The sequence below is a fragment of the Paenibacillus sp. J22R160 genome (genome assembly GCF_059692135.1).
In genome coordinates this window covers 18,373-37,495 of the sequence record NZ_JCAUAU010000013.1, presented here as the reverse complement: position 1 = coordinate 37,495, position 19,123 = coordinate 18,373, and the positions used below count along the sequence as shown (strand labels likewise).

At 46.1% G+C, this 19,123-nt stretch carries 23 protein-coding genes; 7 read left to right on the top strand and 16 right to left on the bottom strand.

What is annotated here, in order from left to right; translation table 11 throughout:
* Positions 1–26 precede the first annotated feature (26 nt).
* Positions 27–407, top strand: coding sequence for a YmaF family protein (locus tag AC58UW_RS22370; RefSeq protein ID WP_497422811.1), 381 nt, complete (start codon positions 27–29; stop codon positions 405–407).
* A 69-nt stretch (positions 408–476) separates the two neighbouring features.
* On the opposite strand, the gene AC58UW_RS22365 is transcribed toward AC58UW_RS22370, so the two are convergent.
* Positions 477–2,120, bottom strand: a complete 1,644-nt coding sequence (locus AC58UW_RS22365) for a PAS domain-containing sensor histidine kinase (protein WP_497422810.1) — start codon at positions 2,118–2,120, stop codon at positions 477–479.
* 182 nt (positions 2,121–2,302) lie between these two features.
* On the opposite strand from AC58UW_RS22365, the gene AC58UW_RS22360 reads away from it, so the two are divergent.
* Both AC58UW_RS22360 and AC58UW_RS22355 read left to right on the top strand, forming a co-directional pair.
* Positions 2,303–2,554, top strand: a complete 252-nt coding sequence (locus AC58UW_RS22360) for a hypothetical protein (protein WP_497422809.1) — start codon at positions 2,303–2,305, stop codon at positions 2,552–2,554.
* 99 nt (positions 2,555–2,653) lie between these two features.
* Positions 2,654–3,082 carry a cupin domain-containing protein gene (locus AC58UW_RS22355; RefSeq protein ID WP_497422808.1) on the top strand — a complete coding sequence of 143 codons (429 nt, stop codon included), beginning with the start codon at positions 2,654–2,656 and terminating at the stop codon, positions 3,080–3,082.
* Between the two features lie 49 nt (positions 3,083–3,131).
* On the opposite strand, the gene AC58UW_RS22350 is transcribed toward AC58UW_RS22355, so the two are convergent.
* Genes AC58UW_RS22350 through AC58UW_RS22340 form a run of 3 tightly spaced genes read right to left on the bottom strand, consistent with a single transcriptional unit; the run spans position 3,132 to position 5,132 of the window.
* On the bottom strand, positions 3,132–4,304 hold the full coding sequence (locus AC58UW_RS22350; RefSeq protein ID WP_497422807.1) for an alanyl-tRNA editing protein: 1,173 nt from the start codon (positions 4,302–4,304) through the stop codon (positions 3,132–3,134).
* 24 nt (positions 4,305–4,328) lie between these two features.
* Positions 4,329–4,733 carry a GNAT family N-acetyltransferase gene (locus tag AC58UW_RS22345; protein WP_497422806.1) on the bottom strand — a complete coding sequence of 135 codons (405 nt, stop codon included), beginning with the start codon at positions 4,731–4,733 and terminating at the stop codon, positions 4,329–4,331.
* 21 nt (positions 4,734–4,754) lie between these two features.
* Positions 4,755–5,132 (bottom strand): ribosomal maturation YjgA family protein, encoded by a 378-nt coding sequence (locus AC58UW_RS22340; RefSeq protein WP_497422805.1) that lies wholly within the window; start codon positions 5,130–5,132, stop codon positions 4,755–4,757.
* A gap of 122 nt (positions 5,133–5,254) precedes the next feature.
* On the opposite strand from AC58UW_RS22340, the gene AC58UW_RS22335 reads away from it, so the two are divergent.
* On the top strand, positions 5,255–6,751 hold the full coding sequence (locus tag AC58UW_RS22335; RefSeq protein ID WP_497422804.1) for a peptide MFS transporter: 1,497 nt from the start codon (positions 5,255–5,257) through the stop codon (positions 6,749–6,751).
* A 232-nt stretch (positions 6,752–6,983) separates the two neighbouring features.
* On the opposite strand, the gene AC58UW_RS22330 is transcribed toward AC58UW_RS22335, so the two are convergent.
* A complete protein-coding gene (locus tag AC58UW_RS22330) occupies positions 6,984–7,214 on the bottom strand; it encodes a hypothetical protein (RefSeq protein WP_497422803.1) in 231 nt (76 codons plus the stop codon).
* A gap of 117 nt (positions 7,215–7,331) precedes the next feature.
* Here AC58UW_RS22330 and AC58UW_RS22325 point away from each other — a divergent pair, with 117 nt between their 5' ends.
* Positions 7,332–7,496, top strand: a complete 165-nt coding sequence (locus AC58UW_RS22325) for a hypothetical protein (RefSeq protein WP_497422802.1) — start codon at positions 7,332–7,334, stop codon at positions 7,494–7,496.
* Positions 7,497–7,834: 338 nt separating this feature from the next.
* Here AC58UW_RS22325 and AC58UW_RS22320 read toward each other — a convergent pair whose 3' ends face one another.
* The gene (locus tag AC58UW_RS22320; protein WP_497422801.1) at positions 7,835–7,981 is read right to left on the bottom strand and encodes a hypothetical protein; all 147 of its coding nucleotides are present in this window, start codon (positions 7,979–7,981) and stop codon (positions 7,835–7,837) included.
* 42 nt (positions 7,982–8,023) lie between these two features.
* Entirely contained in the window at positions 8,024–8,860 is an 837-nt protein-coding gene (locus tag AC58UW_RS22315) for a helix-turn-helix transcriptional regulator (RefSeq protein WP_497422800.1), read from the bottom strand.
* A 142-nt stretch (positions 8,861–9,002) separates the two neighbouring features.
* Here AC58UW_RS22315 and fabF point away from each other — a divergent pair, with 142 nt between their 5' ends.
* On the top strand, positions 9,003–10,241 hold the full coding sequence (gene fabF / locus AC58UW_RS22310; RefSeq protein ID WP_497422799.1) for a beta-ketoacyl-ACP synthase II: 1,239 nt from the start codon (positions 9,003–9,005) through the stop codon (positions 10,239–10,241).
* A gap of 66 nt (positions 10,242–10,307) precedes the next feature.
* On the opposite strand, the gene AC58UW_RS22305 is transcribed toward fabF, so the two are convergent.
* From AC58UW_RS22305 to tdh, 8 genes are all read right to left on the bottom strand, one after another.
* Positions 10,308–11,396, bottom strand: coding sequence for a PQQ-dependent sugar dehydrogenase (locus AC58UW_RS22305; protein ID WP_497422798.1), 1,089 nt, complete (start codon positions 11,394–11,396; stop codon positions 10,308–10,310).
* Entirely contained in the window at positions 11,393–11,701 is a 309-nt protein-coding gene (locus AC58UW_RS22300) for a hypothetical protein (RefSeq protein ID WP_497422797.1), read from the bottom strand. Before AC58UW_RS22300 ends, AC58UW_RS22305 begins: the two co-directional genes overlap by 4 nt.
* Positions 11,702–11,875: 174 nt before the next feature.
* Entirely contained in the window at positions 11,876–12,433 is a 558-nt protein-coding gene (locus tag AC58UW_RS22295) for an Hcp family type VI secretion system effector (RefSeq protein WP_497422796.1), read from the bottom strand.
* Positions 12,434–12,560: 127 nt separating this feature from the next.
* Complete coding sequence (locus tag AC58UW_RS22290) at positions 12,561–13,403, bottom strand: metallophosphoesterase (protein WP_497422795.1); 843 nt, start codon at positions 13,401–13,403, stop codon at positions 12,561–12,563.
* A 121-nt stretch (positions 13,404–13,524) separates the two neighbouring features.
* Entirely contained in the window at positions 13,525–13,899 is a 375-nt protein-coding gene (locus AC58UW_RS22285; protein WP_497422794.1) for an iron chaperone, read from the bottom strand.
* A gap of 112 nt (positions 13,900–14,011) precedes the next feature.
* Positions 14,012–14,647: a 2OG-Fe(II) oxygenase gene (locus tag AC58UW_RS22280; RefSeq protein WP_497422793.1), complete on the bottom strand. Its 636-nt coding sequence runs from the start codon at positions 14,645–14,647 to the stop codon at positions 14,012–14,014.
* Positions 14,648–14,863: 216 nt separating this feature from the next.
* Positions 14,864–16,039, bottom strand: coding sequence for a glycine C-acetyltransferase (locus tag AC58UW_RS22275; RefSeq protein WP_497422792.1), 1,176 nt, complete (start codon positions 16,037–16,039; stop codon positions 14,864–14,866).
* A gap of 22 nt (positions 16,040–16,061) precedes the next feature.
* Complete coding sequence (gene tdh, locus AC58UW_RS22270) at positions 16,062–17,102, bottom strand: L-threonine 3-dehydrogenase (protein WP_497422791.1); 1,041 nt, start codon at positions 17,100–17,102, stop codon at positions 16,062–16,064.
* Positions 17,103–17,244: 142 nt separating this feature from the next.
* Between tdh and AC58UW_RS22265 the strand changes: the two genes are divergently transcribed.
* Positions 17,245–17,805 (top strand): helix-turn-helix domain-containing protein, encoded by a 561-nt coding sequence (locus tag AC58UW_RS22265; RefSeq protein WP_497422790.1) that lies wholly within the window; start codon positions 17,245–17,247, stop codon positions 17,803–17,805.
* Between the two features lie 41 nt (positions 17,806–17,846).
* Here the strand turns inward: AC58UW_RS22265 and AC58UW_RS22260 are convergent, their stop codons facing one another.
* Positions 17,847–19,109 carry a Gfo/Idh/MocA family protein gene (locus AC58UW_RS22260; protein WP_497422789.1) on the bottom strand — a complete coding sequence of 421 codons (1,263 nt, stop codon included), beginning with the start codon at positions 19,107–19,109 and terminating at the stop codon, positions 17,847–17,849.
* Between the last annotated feature and the right edge of the window lie 14 nt (positions 19,110–19,123).

The following is a 19,123-nucleotide window of genomic DNA, read 5'->3' as shown; positions in this document are numbered from 1 at the left end:
TCTCGTTTCGAAAGGATGATGGCATCATGGCAAAAGTCAAGCAAGGAGACGAAGGACCTGTTCAATTCAAACATCGTATGGAGGGTTTGACGACTCGTGTGGATGGTCATCAACATGCGTTTGGGAATTTGACTGATTTGTTCATCCCTGATGATGGCAGACACCGCCACAATTTCCGCGGCATTACAACGACAGCTGATGGACACAGGCACTCCTACTCCGGTCAAACTGGGCTCAACATCGGCAATGGTCCTAACCATTTTCACCGTTTTTCCATCCAAACGAATATTGCCGATGGCCATCGCCATATCATTTCCGGCAGAACAACTGGACTTATTCGTCTCAGAGGTATGCTTGGACACAAATTAATTATTGAAAAGGTCGTTCGGGAAGGCGTGAAAAAATAAGTCTGCCATCAAACAAAAAAAAGACTGCCTCCTAGTAGAAACCTACTAGCGAAGCAGTCTATTTTTGCTTTAAGCGATGCTAACCGAACCTTCCTCTTCAATCGGCAGAAATAAATGAACCGTCGTTCCTTTATCAATTTCACTTTCAATTTTGAGACAACCACGGTGCGCTTCAATGATTTTATGGCAGACCATTAAACCTAAGCCCGTCCCTTTCTCCTTCGTTGTGTAGAAGGGTTCGCCTAGAATCGCCAGTCTCTCCTCCGAGATGCCGCAGCCATCGTCAATGAAACGAATATGGACCTTGTTATCGTCCGTTCTCAACGAGATAACAACATTTCCTCCATCTGGCATCGCTTCAATCGCATTCTTAAGAATATTAATAAATACCTGTTTCAGTTGATTTTCCTCACACTTGATGAGCGGAATTTCGGTGATGATCTCTGTATGAATTTCCACATTATTAAGAATAGCTTGGGTTTGCAGCAAGGAGATGACATCTTGGACGATTTTTCGGATATCCCTCATCTCAAAGTTGATTACCTGAGGTTTCGCAATCACCATAAATTCGCTCACGATATCGTTAATTCGATCTAACTCCGATAGCATGATTTGAAAACAATACTGATAATTCTCTACCTTCGACTGTAAAAGCTGCACAAAACCTCTTAGCGATGTCAGTGGATTACGAATCTCATGAGCAACACCTGCCGCGAGCTGTCCTACAATAGACAGCTTTTCTGATTTGAGCAGCAGCTCTTCCGTTCGTTTTCGCTCTGTAATGTCTTTGGCAATGCCGTATACCCCGTCAACCTTATCATTGATATAAATAGGAACCATTTTCAGATTTAATTCGATACTGTTCCCTTCTTTATGCAAAAGGGTAATTTCCGTATTGTTGGATTCGCCATCCATCGCTTTTACAAAAAGCTCGCATGCTTTCTCTTGGTCACTGGAAACAAGAAAAGGCAGGAATGTTTGCTGTGTGCATTCTTCTTCGGTATAGCCGGTAATCTTCTCCGTTGCCGCATTAACTGAAAGCACATTCCCCTTTAAATCCATCGTGAAAATGGCATCCGGATTATGCTCCACAAGCGATTTATAGCTCTGTTCCCGCTCCTCCAGCAAGCATTGCGCCCGCTTATGTTCCGTAATGTCCCTGCACAGTAACTGCACCGCAGGGTTGCCGAGAAAAACGATCGGTACTTCCCTTACATCAACATCAATAACTTGATGATCCACTCGCAAAAACTTCTGATCCATCGGTTCCGTTGGCTGTTTGTCTTCGATGATTTGACGGATACGTTCCATCGTAATCCCTGTATAGTCGGGGTGCACGAATGTCATCACGGATTGCCCGATAAGCTCCTCAGGCGAGTTCGCACCTAATACTCTGGCACCGGCAGGGTTAATGAAGATGATGATCCCGTCGCTGTGAACCACGATAGGCTCTGGTGAATGTTCCACAAGAATTCGATACCGTTCTTCGCTTTCCAACAACGCCTTTTTTAACCGATTTAAACAAAAGTACAAAATAAATGCCGTAATAACAACATAAAAAAGTCCCTTTGAGGAATTTACGGAGACTGCATCGGTCAAGCTCACGCTATCAATGAATCGATCTGATAGAATGACCCACAAACTTCCAAACAAGACATAAAGGAAGGTCACTTTCAAAGAGCTTTTTACCCTTACTACTGACTTCTTGTGCATATCGATCTACTCTTCCTTAACATGCAATTTTATGGTGCAGCGCTGTAATTTGCTAATTGATTATATCATTTATTCTAGAAAATACTTATTGGATCTTTCTCCCATTCCATTCTATTCCCACGCACTAGTTCTATTGGACGAACATATACTAGAAGAAGACAGCTAGAGAGGAGGTATTCACGATGAAAAAAGCGGATTCCTATCGAATTTGTAAGAAGTACCTCAATCGAGAAGTGATGATTAAAACAACACACGGCACTTACAAAGGTACCATTGTTAAAGTAGACAATAATCAAGTATATCTGAAACCAGCGAGGAACGGGAAAAAAGCGCAAATCTCTTTTCTACCCTTTATTCTGCCGCTCGTCCTGTTTGATCTTTTGGCTATTGCTTTATTGGATTCTAGACCTTGTTTCCCTTTCCGTCCCTTCTAATCATCTTCAACCGAAAAACCCCATCTCCTTAGATGAGGGTTTTTCGCATGAAAATTCATCTTTCCTAATAGTTTGAATCAGAAGGAGGTGTGTTTGAACATGGAGCCAGCACGAACTTGTCGACTCATTCGTTCATCTCGCACATACCATGGCAAGCAAGGCTTCGACTATGCGGAAGCCATATCCAAGGAAAGCGTTGACTCACAAGGACTATGCATGCATCTACTGACGATTCCCCCTGGCAAGCGAGCAAAAGCACACCTGCATGAAGCACATGAAACAGCTATTTATATGCTGCAAGGAAAATCGGCCATGTGGTACGGCGAGAAGCTAGACCAGCATATGGAGGTGGAAGAAGGCGACTTTCTGTACATCCCTGCCGGGATGCCACATATGCCTTATAACCCCAGCGGAACCGTAACCTGCACCGCCTTGCTGTCGAGAACGGATCCGAATGAACAGGAAAGCGTTCGTTTACTCCCCGAGCTTGAGGCGTTGTGGCAGAAGCAGCAGACACCCTCCGATTAACCGCCAACAGGCAGCTGAGCCAATGAAGTGAGCTGCCTGTTCTTCTTACTCAGATAGCGCTAAGCTGCTTTTTTGTGTGCTCCAAGAAAGCTGCGGTGTCATCCCATGTACGAAATCCCGCTTGGGCGATTTTGTCGCTTCCGCCGCCTTTTCCTTGGTAGGCAGCCAAATTCGCTTTGAAGAAGGCGCCGCAGGATAACGCTGCGTTATTATTTGCTAGTACAACTTTGTTCTCAGCAATGGCAGCCAGCAGCACTGGGCAATCACTCTGAACCGCCAACTTGCCAGCGAGGTTCTGCAAATCTTTCAAAGACTTGTCTTCGAACACGCGGGCAATCAGGTTCCCTTCACGATGGGAGAGAAGTTCATCTACCACATAAGTGTCGTTCTCCTCTTTTAGTTGGGCAAGCTCAGCTTGAAGCTGTTTCGTCTCATGCTCCCACTTCTCCAAGCGATCGATTATTTCGTCTTTGCCAGTATTGAATTTGATGGATAGGGCCCCCAAGATCTTCAGGCTATCATTAAACTCCTGGAGCGCACGATATCCGCATTTAAAATAAATCCGCGTATTCCCCTTCTGCTTTTCCGCTTTCAGCAGCTTAATCATCCCAATTTCACCTGTTGACGAAACATGGGTGCCCCCGCACGCGTTATACTCCACATCTTGAATTTCGACAATGCGGATATTCTCCGTCACTTTGGGTTGCTTCACCAGCGGCAGCTTAGCCAATTCCTCTTCCGTAACGAAATAACTGGAGACCTTTCTGTTCTTATAAATCTGCTGATTCACTTCACTCTCAATGGCTGCTAACTGACTTGGTGAGAGTTCCGGTTGCTCAACATCAATGGTGGCATAGTCCGTTCCCAAATGAAAGGAGACGGTCATTGCCTGATAGAGATCGCGGCATACCGCCGATAACAGATGTTGACCGCTATGCTGCTGCATATGATCGAACCTTCGCTGCCAATCCACTTCGCAGGTTACAACGCCCTCTCCCACTGGACTCGCCACTTTATGCAGCACATTCTCCTCTTCACTGATTACATCCAAGACAGGTACACCATTGATTCGCCCTTCATCACATGGCTGCCCGCCTCCATGCGGGTAAAAGGCCGTCTCCTCCAAGAGGACATAATACCCGTCTTCTCTCTCCATAACACCGCTGATCGTTGTTTGCCATTCTCTGATATAGGCAGAATCGTAGTACAACTTTTTAGACATGTGAATCTTCCTTTCTATTCTCAACTAGAAATAATGTTCCATCACTACATAATCTTTTCCGCCTTTAGAAAACTGCTTATCTGTTACTGCCATCCCGAATTTTTCATAAAAAAAGACCTTGTTGCTCCTCGCATTGCAAATAATGCGCTTCACACCTAATTTCATAGCTTCCATAAGCATGTGGCGAAGCAGATGACTTCCGTAGCCTTTGCCTTGATCGGACACCTTCGTGGCAAATTTTCGAAATTGAGCTTCCTCGCCATGGATAAATAGCGATATGACTGACATAAGTGCCTCTCCATCGAAAAGACCGTAATGCACACCTTCATCGTCATCCAGTAGTTGCACATACGATAGGTCACGCTCCGGCCACATCACTTCATGCCGCAGCTGCCAGGCTTGCTCTTTTGGAATTATTTTGATATCCACTTCATCATCTCCAAAGCCGAATTAACGTTTGCTGTGCTGGAAGGCATACTTGTCAATGACAAATGCTGCAGCAATTCCTATCACATATCGAAATAAATCAATTGTCAAAAATCCTCTGCCAAGGATCAACGATCCGGCGACTGTCCTTCTTATCTCCACGATCCATTCCGCTTGGTACAATTGACTGAATTCAATGCCAAAGCAGAATATAATACTCCATCCTGCTGCCCAAGCTAACGATCTTTTCAGGCTAATAAATCGAATCCCAAAGTAAATCATACTAGCCCAAAGGATATCCCCGGCATTTATGACTATTAAATCAGGTAATACGTCTGGGAACCTTCTTGAGCTTAACCCTAAGACGATCGTAATAACGATGGCTGCAGCATATTTTAGCATGATTTCCCCTTTCATTCGAATAGGACCTTAAAAAAGTTTATAACTGCATCTACATGGGAAATCTACCTTGTGGGGATACAGCAGGAGACTCATAAATTGGGCTATACAAAGGAGATTGCTTCATGTCCGATTTGAATAAAAAACAGCAGATTGTCTCAAGTGTTCCACAAAACGGCTTCCTGGGTCACCCTAAAGGGTTATTCACACTCTTTTTCACAGAATTTTGGGAGCGTTTTTCCTATTATGGCATGCGCGCAATTCTTGTTTACTATATGTATTATGAGGTTTCCAAAGGCGGATTGGGAATTGCCGAGAATACTGCTCTTGCCATTATGTCGATTTACGGCTCACTTGTCTACATGTCCGGCATTATTGGCGGGTGGCTGTCTGATCGGATTTTTGGAAATTCAAAAGCTGTTCTTTATGGCGGAATTTTCATTATGCTTGGTCATATTGTATTAGCTATACCAGGAAGTGTCGCGCTATTTTTCGTCTCAATGGTTCTTATTGTTTTAGGGACAGGCCTGCTAAAACCCAACGTATCCAGCATTGTCGGTGAAATATATAGCGAAGAAGATGCCCGCCGCGATGCAGGATTCAGCATATTCTATATGGGTATCAATCTCGGAGGCTTTCTTGCTCCATTGATCGTTGGTACTGTAGGGATGAACTACAATTTCCACTTGGGCTTCGGATTAGCCGCTGTCGGTATGTTTCTTGGATTAGCTGTCTTTATGTTTACGAAGAAAACAAATTTAGGACTCGCAGGTACTTTTGTCGTAAATCCACTTTCCCCTTCTGAAAAAACAAAGGTCATGACATGGATCGGACTAGGTGCCTTAATCATCATCCTATTACTTGCATGGACGATCCCTACGGGTTATCTCACTTTCCAGACCTTTAGCGCCATCATTGGCCTGCTGGGCATATTGATTCCAACCCTTTATTTCATAGTTATGTACAGAAGCCCTAAGACCACAAGCATGGAACGCTCCAGAATTATCGCCTATATCCCGCTTTTCATTGCTTCTGTTATGTTCTGGGCGATTGAGGAGCAGGGATCAACCATTCTCGCCAATTATGCGGACCGGCGGACACAGCTTGATTTTGCAGGGATACATATATCTCCAGCTTGGTTCCAGTCCTTGAATCCGCTATTTATTATCGTATTTGCACCGATCTTTGCGTGGCTTTGGGTCAAGCTCGGAGATCGCCAGCCTTCCATCCCGACCAAATTTTCACTCGGTTTGCTGCTGGCTGGTTTATCCTTTCTCGTCATTCTGCTGCCCGCTTATTTTGGCGGCAATGAATCGCTCGTCAATCCGTCATGGCTTGTACTTAGCTATTTCATTGTCGTGCTCGGAGAGCTGTGCTTATCTCCTGTTGGCCTCTCGGCTACGACTAAGTTAGCGCCGGCTGCCTTTTTAGCCCAGACGATGAGTTTGTGGTTCTTGTCGAATGCCGCGGCTCAGGCCATCAATGCGCAGATTGTGAAATTTTACTCGGCAGACTCGGAAATGCTGTATTTCGGCATCATCGGTGTGATTGCTTTGGTCCTTAGTTTGATCCTTTTTCTGCTGACTCCAAAAATACAAGGCCTTATGAAAGGTGTCCGCTGAACTACGCGTGTACACGCTAGATACAAAAGAACCTCCAATCCCACTAGTTTAGTGGAATATGAAGGTTCTTTGGCATAAACTAAACTATGGTTACAATCCATACAGTTTAACGCGCTTTTCTTTTTCTGCGATGAAAAACTAACCAAGCGATTCCGATAATACCTGCAAGCAGTACAGCACTAAAAAAAAGAATGTAGCTCAAGTGATATAAACGAATGGGAATCCCTCCTGTTTAAATGATTGCCTGTTCAGGAAAGCCGTGCGACGCCAAGGAAATGATTCGCCACGAGTCCTCCCCGCTCACGAAATCGAACTCGTTATACGCAGAATCTTCGTGACGATCGCAAGCATGCAGCGCGTACTTGTCGTTTCCAATTCGAAATGTTGCTGATTCTTCACAATACGAACATATTGCTGATTGACCCTTTTCTACTTTCAACATTTTCACCCACCGTACAATCATGTCATTACTATCCAGAATGCCTCTTTTTTAGCATTTCCATACCTCAGGCATGAAACTTGTCCCACGCACATAAGATAAATTATAAGAATAAAGCGTTTTCATAAGGAGTTGATGTTCATGTTCGATCCAAAAGAATGGACCAAACAACTGAAATCGATTCATGGCATTGTTAGAATCATTTACGTCAACGAACATACGGGATTAGCCAAACTTCGCTGTACCTTCACCAAAGAGCAGCAGAAAGCACTGGAACGTGAAGATAAAAAACTATCTCATTCGTAAATATAGCTGCTTAAAAGGAACGCTGAATAGCGTTCCTTTACTTGTGTTTGTGGTTGCTGCGGCGCAATAAATATATAAGCCTGACGGGTCAAACTGCGTCAGGCTTTGGTGTTAGCTGCTTTACGAATCCCACACTATCCCATCTCTCTACTCATCATACAGCCAACTTCCACCTCACCCGACAGTAACAAATTTCATAAAACCGCGAGAATTCCGCTATGACTTATCTCGAAAGAACTGGGCTGCCGAGTGGATCGATTTCTTGTAAATAACGCCGAATCCTCCTGCTAATTTCCGCATCTGATCCACCTTTATCCAATTAACTGGAATTTCTACCGCTAATCGGACTGGATTTCATGCATCCGGGTTGCAATCGACGAAATAGCAGTATTTTCTCCTGCTATCACGTTTCCCGGGCCGGTGCAGCGCAGATTAACGGTAGATTTTCCTGTTAATACAGCTTCCGAGCCGGATTTCTCGTCCATCTTTCTAATCGACTGCCTCATATCCTCCATCATCCACACTCACTAAATTTTGCTCATTAACAACTTTACTTTAGAATCAGTATCCGAACCGGGCGACGCTGTATACACACTGCATCTTAAATCAGCTCGACCTTGCACCTGCAATGTCGTCAAGTCAAATAGAAGCTTCCCTACCTTGGCATGACGAAATTCGATGAACACTTCCGGAGCGCTGCTCACATCACTCTGATTCCAAAATGTCCGAAAATCCTGATTCTCACCGCTAATGCGCTCAATAAATTCGCTATACCAATTATCACCTAGATATTGCCCGTAGTAGGAGCGAAACATCGCCAAAAAGCCCATCGCAAAATCACGCCAGTTCACAGCCAAAGCTTTTAATTCTTTTCTTGTAAAAAGCAGCCAAATGAGATTTCGCTCTTCAAGCGGAATCAGTGCAAAATCCAAAAACACAGCTGCCGCCGCTTGATTCCAACCCACAATATTACATCTGCGATCCGAAATAATGGTGGGACAATCATGAAGCTTCTCCAAAATTCTACTCAACGAAGGAGAAACCGTTGGTGCCTGATCAACAATAGTCGTTGGCGCCGGCTGTTCAAGTGCCAGCATGAACAAGTATTGCCTCTCATCCTCGTTCAGCTGTAATGCAATGGCGATTCGGTCCAGGACTTGGGCCGACATTTTGATTTCTCTCCCCTGCTCCAACCAGGTATACCAGGTAGTGCTCACGCCAGCAATCGCCGCCACTTCTTCCCTGCGGAGGCCAGGCGTACGTCTTCGGCTGCCGCCTAGAAGTCCAGCATCGCTAGGCTTAAGCCTTGCCCGATGAGTGGTCAAAAACGCGGAAAGTGCTTGCAGCCGTTCCTTCGTATTCACTTCATTTTCCCCCTCAACATCTCAACATAGAAGTCATTATACCAGTATAAACGATAACTTGTAATAGGATAATAAGTGTGACATTCTATTTACAATAGGTACTTTAAAGAAGTTATGAAAGAAATTCAAGGAGGCGTTGTAGATGAAGCGTGTAGTTGTCACCGGAATGGGAGTCATTACGCCAATTGGCAATCAGGTAGATCATTTTTGGCAAAATCTCGTAGCTGGAACTTCTGGTATTTCACGAATAGATCATATGGATGTATCGGAATATAAAACCAATATCGCTGGAGTGGTGCGTGATTTCGATGCGGAAGCCGCCGTCGGCAAACGGGAAGTCCGACGTATGGATCGCTATACACAATTTGCCATTGCCGCAGCTAAGCAGGCAGTTGAAGATGCTGGCCTAACCATTGACGCAACGAATGAGGAACGTGTTGGCGTCTATATTGGCTCAGGCATTGGTGGGATTCATACCATCCTGGACAACTACCGCACCCTGCTGTCCCGCGGACCAAGCCGTGTCAGCCCGACAGTCGTGCCCATGATGATCGCCAACATGGCAGCCGCGCAGGTCAGCATTTTGTTCGGCGCCAAAGGCCCTTCCCTTGCGCCGGTAACTGCCTGCGCCACTGGCAACAATGCCATTGGCGAGGCCTTTAAGCTGATCCAGCGCGGAGGCGCAGACGCCGTCATTGCCGGGGGCGCCGAAGCGACGATCACCGATCTCGCGCTGGCGGGCTTCGGCAATGCGACGGCCTTGTCGACGCGTAACGATGCGCCGGCGCAGGCGAGTCGCCCGTTCGATGCGCAGCGGGACGGCTTCGTCGCCGCCGAAGGCGCCGGCGTGCTCGTGCTCGAGTCGCTCGAGCATGCCGAGCGCCGGGGGGCCCGCATCCATGCCGAAATCATCGGCTATGCCTCAACGTCGGACGCCTACCACATCGTGGCGACCGATCCCGAAGGCTCGGGTGCCTTCCGAGCCATGCGTGATGCGCTAGCCGACGCCGGCCTAGCGCCGGAGGAACTCGACACGATCAACGCGCACGCGACGAGCACGCCTGCCGGTGATTTGTCGGAGACGCGTGCCATCAAGCGGCTGCTTGGCGGCCGCGCGTATGATGTCCCTATCACCGCGAACAAATCCATGATTGGACACATGCTCGGCGCAGCCGGCGGTGTAGAAGCTGTCGCGCTAATCAAAACCTTACAAGATGGCATGATCCCTCCAACCATCAACTTGGAAAATCCAGATCCAGAGTGCGATCTTGATTATGTACCGCTCGTAGCCAGACAGGCTGAGCTCAATTACGGACTTTCCAGTTCTTTCGGGTTCGGCGGCCATAATGCCGTACTTGTTTTCAAAAAGTCCATCTCCTAACCTCATCCACAAAAAAACCTAATCCGTTCAGCACCAGCTGCTTGGATTAGGTTTTTTCCTGCTTCCTTATTTCTTTAGCATCAAAAGACGGTCGTCATTCGCTGAAGGATTTCCTCTACCGTCGGTGTTGTTTGTTAGCACATAAATATCCCCATTATGAAGCTTAACATCACGCAGTCTCCCTTCACCTTCCAGCTTTGTTGTTAATTGCTTGGTGTCAGGATTGAATCTATATAGCTTCTTGCCGATCAAGGTAGCGATCAGTAATTGCCCCTCCGAATCTATTGCAACCCCTGATGGAGCAATGGCAGTATCTCCAGTTTGATACAGCGGAGTCACCATACCTTCCTTTTTCGCATTTCCGATAATGACTGGCCATCCATAATTCTTGCCTTTTTCAATGAGATTGATCTCATCATGCCCGCCAGGGTCCCCAGAAGGCCCGTGTTCAGAGCTAAACATGCGCCCCTGCTTGTCCCACGCAATCCCTTGTGAATTCCGATGACCGTAAGAATAGACGTAAGACTTTGCAAACGGATTATCGGATGGAACTTTGCCATCAAGTGTCATGCGCAATATTTTGCCCGCGGTACTCTTCACTTCTTGTGCAAGCTTGTCGACTCCCGAGTCACCGGTTGTAATATATAGCATGTTATCCGGGCCGATCGCTAGTCTTCCCCCATTGTGGATATTACCGCCAGGGATGCCTTCGAGGAATGCTTTGAGCTCCTCCCAACCGCCATTTTTTTCCTGCAAAAGGACGACTCGATTAAGCATCTTACCGCCTTCTTCATACGTATGATAAGCATAAGCTTGACGCGATTCATGGAAATCAGGAGCTAGTTGAATACCAAGAAAGCCTCCTTCACCCTGAACCTTCAGAGGCTTGTTGAGCTTTACCTTTTGACGTGTCACAGCGCCATTACTTATTTTGACTATATTTCCCTCACGCTCACTCACATAGATCGTTTCCCCATCGAACTGAATCGCCCAAGGTGTATGCAGCTTTTCTGCAACTATAGTGTAAGCATTCGCTGCCTTTGCCTGACTATCTACTGCCTTCGACTTATTGGTTGAACTGAGCTTGTCCGAGCAGGCAGAGCCTAGCAAGACTACCGCCATTATGACAATTCCTATTTTCACCGATTTGATCACACGCGTGCCCCCTTATTACGTAGTGACAATAAACCTTTTACGAAAAAGATCATACTGAACAGCCAAAGCATACCAATCATCGCGATCATCAGAGAATTATAGATAGAACTGGTAATGGCTCTGCTTTCAAGCAACCGTATCCACCAAAGAGCGCCAATCGAGAACAAAACCAGATGGATCAAAAACCATCCGTAGCCCATTCTCTTAAATTTGATCATTAAGAAAATGACGACCGCGATCACGGGCAGCATAACGATCAGGAAACCTGCTCTCAAGTATACGATGACCTCCTCTTCCATAGACATAATCGCTCTTCCCTCCTCCGCATCTGAGAAATAATTCCAATTATATCGATACGGAGACGAGAAGTACAGTTTACATAATCCAGCTGCTGTTATGAAAATAAGGCTGCCCAAAAGGCCTTTTCAGTCCTCTCAAGTCAGCCTATTCCGTTCCCAATAAATGCTTAGATATGTGGCTTATTTTTTCTGATTTTTCGTGAAGTCCCAACCACCTGTTACCGTACTTGCAGTCTTTCCATCAGGACCAACAACATTGTATTTAAACGTAATGGCTCCATAATTCAGCGAAATGGTCTCATGAGTATCATAAAGGCTAAAATTCGTTAATACGATTCTCTCCAAATCGATGGTGAGACTTGCTTGCTTTGTATTGCCGACGTTTTTAACAAAAACAATTTGACCTTTTTCTATCGCTTTTCCATTAGCTGTACTCTGAAAGATTGGAATTGAAGCAACATCAAAATTTTTGTTAATTGAAATCGGTTGAGCAGCGGCTTTGCTTGATCCTGATCCACTTCCAGCACTAACCGTCGCCTTATTTTCCACTTCGAACGAAAAATCATTCAGCTGAATCCATTTCTCATACCCTTTTGTTGTCGATTCCCCGTTAATCCCATCTAGTTTCAAATAAATGTCATAGTCATCACTTTCAGCAGCTGCTGGAACTACGCTGAAAGCAAGCACCAACACACTAAGAATAAAGAAGATAAATGCTTGTTTACGGAACTTGCTCAATCCCATCACTCCTCGTCGGTTATGTTACAAATTGTAACTATCGACCTAATTATATAGGAGAAACTGATTTTCTATTCCGCAAAGTTCAAAAGCAACATAGTCCTCCCTTCCGGAAGTGGCAGCAAGCTCACACTCGGCCAGGCGTTACTCTGCCGAGAGTGACCTGGTTACCTTGAAGAGTGAGCGACGCTTTGTAGTACCCCCTCCCGCAGGCGGAGCTGTTGCACCGACAGTTGTACGCGCCGGAACAGCCGCAGACATAGAATCTTGTTTTGGTAAATCCCGTGTAGATGGTGGAGGTATTTTCAAAGAACGTGTGCGCATGATGCGTAAAAATGCCGAGCACTTTATCCCGGACGCCTAGCGGAATCGCATTGAAAAAATGCCCTGTCTCCTCTGCACTTAGCACATGCGAGGAGTCCACTGTAATGCCATTTACGCGTAACGGCCAGTGGCAATCGAAAATGTAGTAATAGTTAGCACTCAGCGACCTCAGCAGGGAGATGCTTGCATAACTGAACTTGCCTGGTGCGTTGTCAAGCCAGACATACTTCACCTTGCCGCCTGTTCCCGGAAAATTCATCATCCCGAGCACCGAATTCAGATAATTCCGGAACTGCTCCCTCGTGTCGTCCTCCCAATTCCCGATAGACGCCTTATACGGAATGTCGGTCCCGAGCACTTTCGTCACAGCATCCCTGAACGCCAGGTAATCGCTGTCCGCCTGAGAACCCTTCGACCCATGCTTGTTGTCCCCGCCAAAAATAACAAACCGCGTACTCCCTTGACGAACAGCTTTGGGCAATATGCTTTTGAAAATATTCAAGCTGTTCGAATAGCCGACATGACTGTCGCCTATGATCGAAAAATTGACAGTCTGCGCAGCTATAGCTCTGTGGTTTGGCCTAAGGACCTGAACCGGAAACGGATACAGCCGCGGCTTAGACTTGCGCACTTCCCATGCTCTCATAAGTGATCACCCTTTCGGAGTCGTCAATAACTGCTTATGAGAGCATCTATATGCGGGAAGTGAGAAACTCATCCATATCGCGGTTGGTCTGTCGTGGCTCTATAAGCCTCTAAGAGATATCCTATTTTACTCTCCAAAAAGTTGAATATTGTGCCTTATCCAAAATATTAAACTCGATCATTTTCTCAAGTAATTCGTAGTTTACCGGCTCATTCCACGGAATTCGAAACAAGCCTTTGGTAACGCTATAACCAGCTTGTGCAATGTCATCTGCAAAGTGCGCTATGCCTACTTCTTCGGGTGAAACGCTCAAATGATGCTTCGCTGTGGAAAAGCCGATGATATATGTACCGTGATCAGAAAACATTGGCGTATTCCACTTCATTAGCAGTACTAAATTCGGGAATTTATTAGCAACCCAAGCCAAAACTTCTTCAGTTCGGTCACGGTGATCAGGGTTATCAATACGAGCTAAATAATCTTGGAAGACTTCCATGTTGTTCCCTCCTAAAATAAACTCACTTTCCATTTTTCCCATTACCAGTACAACTAACCTCTCGTTTAATGAAAAGGAGGAGCTGCATCGCTGCATACTCCACCCTCGTTCTTTACATATTGCGATGTCTTTGTCTTCTCATCCACTGGGTTGCTACCCATTTTTCCCCGACCTCTACCGGATTTCCTGCATGTAAGGTTAGTTCATTTAAGCGAGAATCGTTATAAAAATATTCAAAATAAACAGCACTGCCTTTTTTCGGCGACACGGCCAATCCAAGCGAAGGGAAATACGTTTCACCGCCTATTGCCATGTCATTTAAATACATCACAAGTGTGCTGATGCGGTTGTTTACTACATTTTCGGATGTAAAATAGTCGAAATGAGGATGATACTGTTCCCCTGTTTTATAGTGTAAAATTTGCAGCGGCTCCGCATGTGAAATCGGTATATTCATCAGTTCTGAAACTCTGGTCTCAATTGTTTCAATCATTTCATTTTCTCTTTCCTCAAAAAACATGTTGCTGCTTGTTCTAATATCGCTTACTACGTGAGATCCTCCGATTTTAGCTCGCTTCATTCTGTTACTTGCCAAGTCAATCAACGCATCACATTCTGCAAAGCTTAATACATTGTCCAATATTAAAATAAGCGGTTCAACCATTTTGCCGACAATAAGAATCTCTTTATCCTTAGTAATAATCTTGTTTCCAACTGAATTGAAGATTGTCTGCTCGATAATGGCCATCGTTGCATCCTCCATTATATGATTACTAAGGAAGTAATCTATCATGTACAGTTCTTCCTGGAGTCAGTTGTTTCCTTTAAAATTCATAAAAAAAATTCTATTGCACCTTTCGTATATCAGTTACTATCAACTAGAAAAATGCCGCGATCAACGCGGCACTTTGAATTACGCTATGGAATTACCAACTGCGGTTTGTTTCCTCAGCGCAGAAAATCCTTACACCAATCCAAACTCCCTGCCTACCTTCTGCAGGCTGTTCAAAGCAAACGCCAGATCATCTTTCGTATGCTGCGCTGTTACAATCAGGCGTACACGTCCTTTGTCCATGGCTACGGTTGGATAGACAATCCCTTGCGCGAAGACACCTTCTTCCAGCAAGCGATCCGAGAAACGCATCGTTAATGCTGGATCTCCGATAATGATTGGAATGATCGGCGTTTCACTAGCTCCTGTGTCGAAGCCTAAACGCTGTAGTTCACTACGGAATCCATTGGCATTCTCCCATAGTTTGGTTACCAAGTCCTCGCTCTCGCGCAGCACCTGAATCGCCGCCAAGCATGTGGCTGCTACGGCTGGCGTCTGCGAAGTGCTGAACAGGAACGGCCGTGCCGTATGGATCAAATGTTCCTTCAGCAATTGCGCACCGGCTACATACCCACCAACGGCGCCAATCGCTTTGGAAAGTGTCCCGATCTGAATGTGAACGCGTCCATGAAGTCCGAAATGATCGGTTGAGCCTTTGCCGTTCGTACCTAATACGCCGCTCGCATGGGCGTCATCGACATACACAATGGCATCATAAGCTTCTGCCAATTGAACAATCTCAGGCAGCGGCGCAATATCGCCGTCCATACTAAATACACCATCCGTCACAACAACGCGCTTGCGGTGCTTTTGTGTTTCTTTCAGCACGGCTTCGAGCTGATTCATATCTTTATGGGCGTAAATCTTACGGCTCGCCTTCGTCAAACGAATGCCATCAATGATACTCGCATGATTCAATTCATCGCTGATGACCACGTCATCTGCACCAAGAATCGAAGCTAATGCGCCTTGATTCGTTGTAAAACCGGATTGAAACACAAGTGCCGCTTCCGTGCCTTTGAAGGCAGCCAGCTCCTGTTCCAGCTGCTCGTGGATATCCAGCGTCCCCGTAATGGTGCGAACGGACCCGCTGCCGACACCGTATTTCTCGATAGCCGCAATCGCTGCTTGCTTCAACTTGGGATGATGAGTCAATCCCAAATAATTATTGGAGGACATCTGGAGAATTCTGCGCCCGTTCAAATTCATCCATGTATCAGAGCCGCTTTCCCATACTTTTATCGTGCGGTAACGTCCATCACGCTTCCAGCCTTCAATATCTGCCGCCAAATCGTTTAAGTAATTCATCTTTGCCCTCCAAGCCTATATTTTAGTGAGTAAACACGATTTTCCCGCATTGCCCTTCATGCATTAAACGGAACGCTTCCTCGTATTGATCCAATGTGAATCTGTGGGTGATGACCGAAGCAAGATCAACCCGATGTTGGTTCAATAAACCTTTCATTTGGTACCAGGTTTGGTACATTTTACGGCCTGTGATACCTTCAACTTTTAAGCCTTTAAAAATAATATGATTCGTTACGTCCAAGCTTACTTCTTTCGTGGGAATACCGAGCAAGGATACTCGGCCCGCATTGGCCGCAGCTTCAAATGCATCAGCAATCGCCACCGGGTTCCCAGACATTTCAAGCACAACCTCAACGCCCTCGCCATCCGTCAGTCTGCGCAGCTCTTCAGATGTACGCGCTTCCATAGCGTTTATCGTCACATCTGCCCCCATTTGCAATGCCATCTTTAATCGGTTTGGATTAATATCTACCGCATAAATGGCTCCGGCTCCGCAAGCTTTTGCTACTTTAATGGCAAGCAGGCCAATCGGTCCTACGCCGATAATAGCAACTGTTTTACCCACAATGTCTCCGGACAAAACGGTTTGAACAGCATTCCCTAGCGGGTCTTGCAAACAAGCAATTTCAAAAGGCAATTCTGGCGTATTATGAATAATATTACTTGCTTTCACCACCGCATATTCGGCAAAACAACCTGGAGCGGTAATTCCAAAACTCTTGGTATTCGGGCACACATGCCCATTTCCTGTCCGGCAAGCCTTACAGGTGCCGCAAATCATATGTCCTTCTGCTGAAACATGATCTCCGATTTTAACGCCACGTACGCGGTCCCCGATATCGACAACGATGCCGGCAAATTCATGCCCAAACACATTCGGGGTTAGCACGGTTTTGTCAGCCCAAGCATCCCAATTGTAAATGTGCAGATCCGTTCCGCAGATGGAAGTCGCCTTAATGTGAACGAGTACTTCATCTTCGCCAACCGCGGGAACGGGAACTTCTTTCAGTGTAGCACCGGGGCCTCGGTGTTCTTTAACCAACCCTATCATCGTTGCGCCCATCTTTATTCCTCCTAGGACAAATATGCAATATAATACACATACGTGCGTTTTACTGTCTATATATACCATAGTACACGAATGTATGTTATATTGTAAATAGGCGATTTTTACGGACAAAAGTTGAACAAAAGGAGTCACTTTGATGCAGGAACCGATACACAAAATGGTAGGCAGAAAGCTGCTGAGCATACGGAAAACAAGAGGTTTAAGCTTAGATCAAGTTGCAGAATTGACAGGGGTCAGCAAAGCCATGCTGGGTCAAATTGAGCGGGGAGATTCTAACCCCACCATCTCCGTTTTATGGAAAATTGTGAGCGGACTACAAATCTCCTTTACAAGCTTGATTGAGGATGACGAACCGAAGATTACCGTTGTCCGTTCCGAAGATCTTTCTTCCTTTGATGAGGAGGACGGCCAATATCGCGCCTATCCCCTTTTCCCTTTCCATCCGCAAAAAAGTTTTGAAATCTACACCGTAGAGATGGAGCAAGGCTGCACCCATGCTTCTGAGCCTCATAATGAGGGTGTCGAAGAGTATATTCTCATGGTCGAAGGAAAGCTGGAAATTTCCATTGCACAGGAAAGCTACATTCTTCAGCCTGGCGACGCGATCCACTTCACAGCAGATCGTCCGCATACGTATACGAATCTTTCTGATCGCAAAGCTGTGTATAAGACGCTCATTTACTATCCGTCTTCCTAAAAAACGCAAGCAGCCAGTCTCACTGGCCGCTTGCGTTTTGTTTATACCGTAACAAGTCGATTATAGAACTCTTCAATCGCTATTGGCTTACCGCCATTCAAGCGGGATTCTTCGGCAGCGAACGACATCAGATGGCTTCGTACCGATGCCGATGCGGAAGAGCTGCTTTCTCCGCCGTTGTATGTTCTGACTTCGCTCAAAAAGCTACGCACTATGCCCGCGTCGCCCCCGTTATGCCCCTCTTCTGATGCATGCACACGCACGGTTGTCTTCTCATTCGTCACAAAGTCATGAATAGTGAATTCATTCTCTTCCATATTGCCGCGAAGATCGCCCTTCGTGCCCATGATTTGCAGAATTCGCGTGTTATCACGAGTAAATCCGCACATGCTGAACATCGCTGTCGCACCGCTCGCGAACGCCATATTGACGACTTGGTGGTCAACGACATTATTATCGCTGCGATACACACACTTCCCGTATGGCGTCGTTCTCAGTGCTTCAACTATGCCTTCATTGCTCGTATCTGTAGTAAATTTACGCGCCCAACGTCGGCCTGCGCCCAAATAATATTTAGGAGCGTAATACTGACAGCTCATTTCAGCTGGGCAGCCGTCCAAGCAGCGCGCAGGCGCTCCCGCAGGCGCATTCTCTTCTTTGAAATGCATCAACGACCCGAAAGAGCTGACACGCTCACATGGCTCGCCCATGATATAGGAGAGAATATCCATATCATGGCAGGATTTGGCCAATATCATAGGAGAAGATTTATCGGAATTATTCCAATTCCCGCGTACAAAGCTGTGTGCCATATGCATGTTACCGACATTTTCATTGAGCTGAATATTGACGATTTGCCCGATTTTACCTTCTGTAATCACTCGTTTCATTGCCGTCCAGAAGGCCGTATAACGCAAGACATGACAAATGGTTAGCAGCCTGTTGTGCTTCTTTGCCATGAGCTCCATTTCCACACATTCTTCGGGACTAGGAGACATCGGTTTCTCCAGCAAAACGTGATAACCAAGCTCCAGCGCTTGTAGCGTTGGCTGATAGTGCATTTGATCCTGTGTACAAATGATAGCGATATCCGCCAGCTTCGGCTGTGCAAGCAGCTGCTCCCAATTCTCAACAGCGTGTTCTGGCGCAATCTGATGTGCGGAAGTAAAGGCACCGCGTCGATCCTCATTGGGCTCAGCGACTGCTACAATTTGTAATTCATGCGGATAATTCAGCGCATACGGCGCGTATGCTTGCGCCCCTCGATCACCTGCGCCGAGCAGGATAGCCGTAACTTTTTGCATCGAATACTCATCTC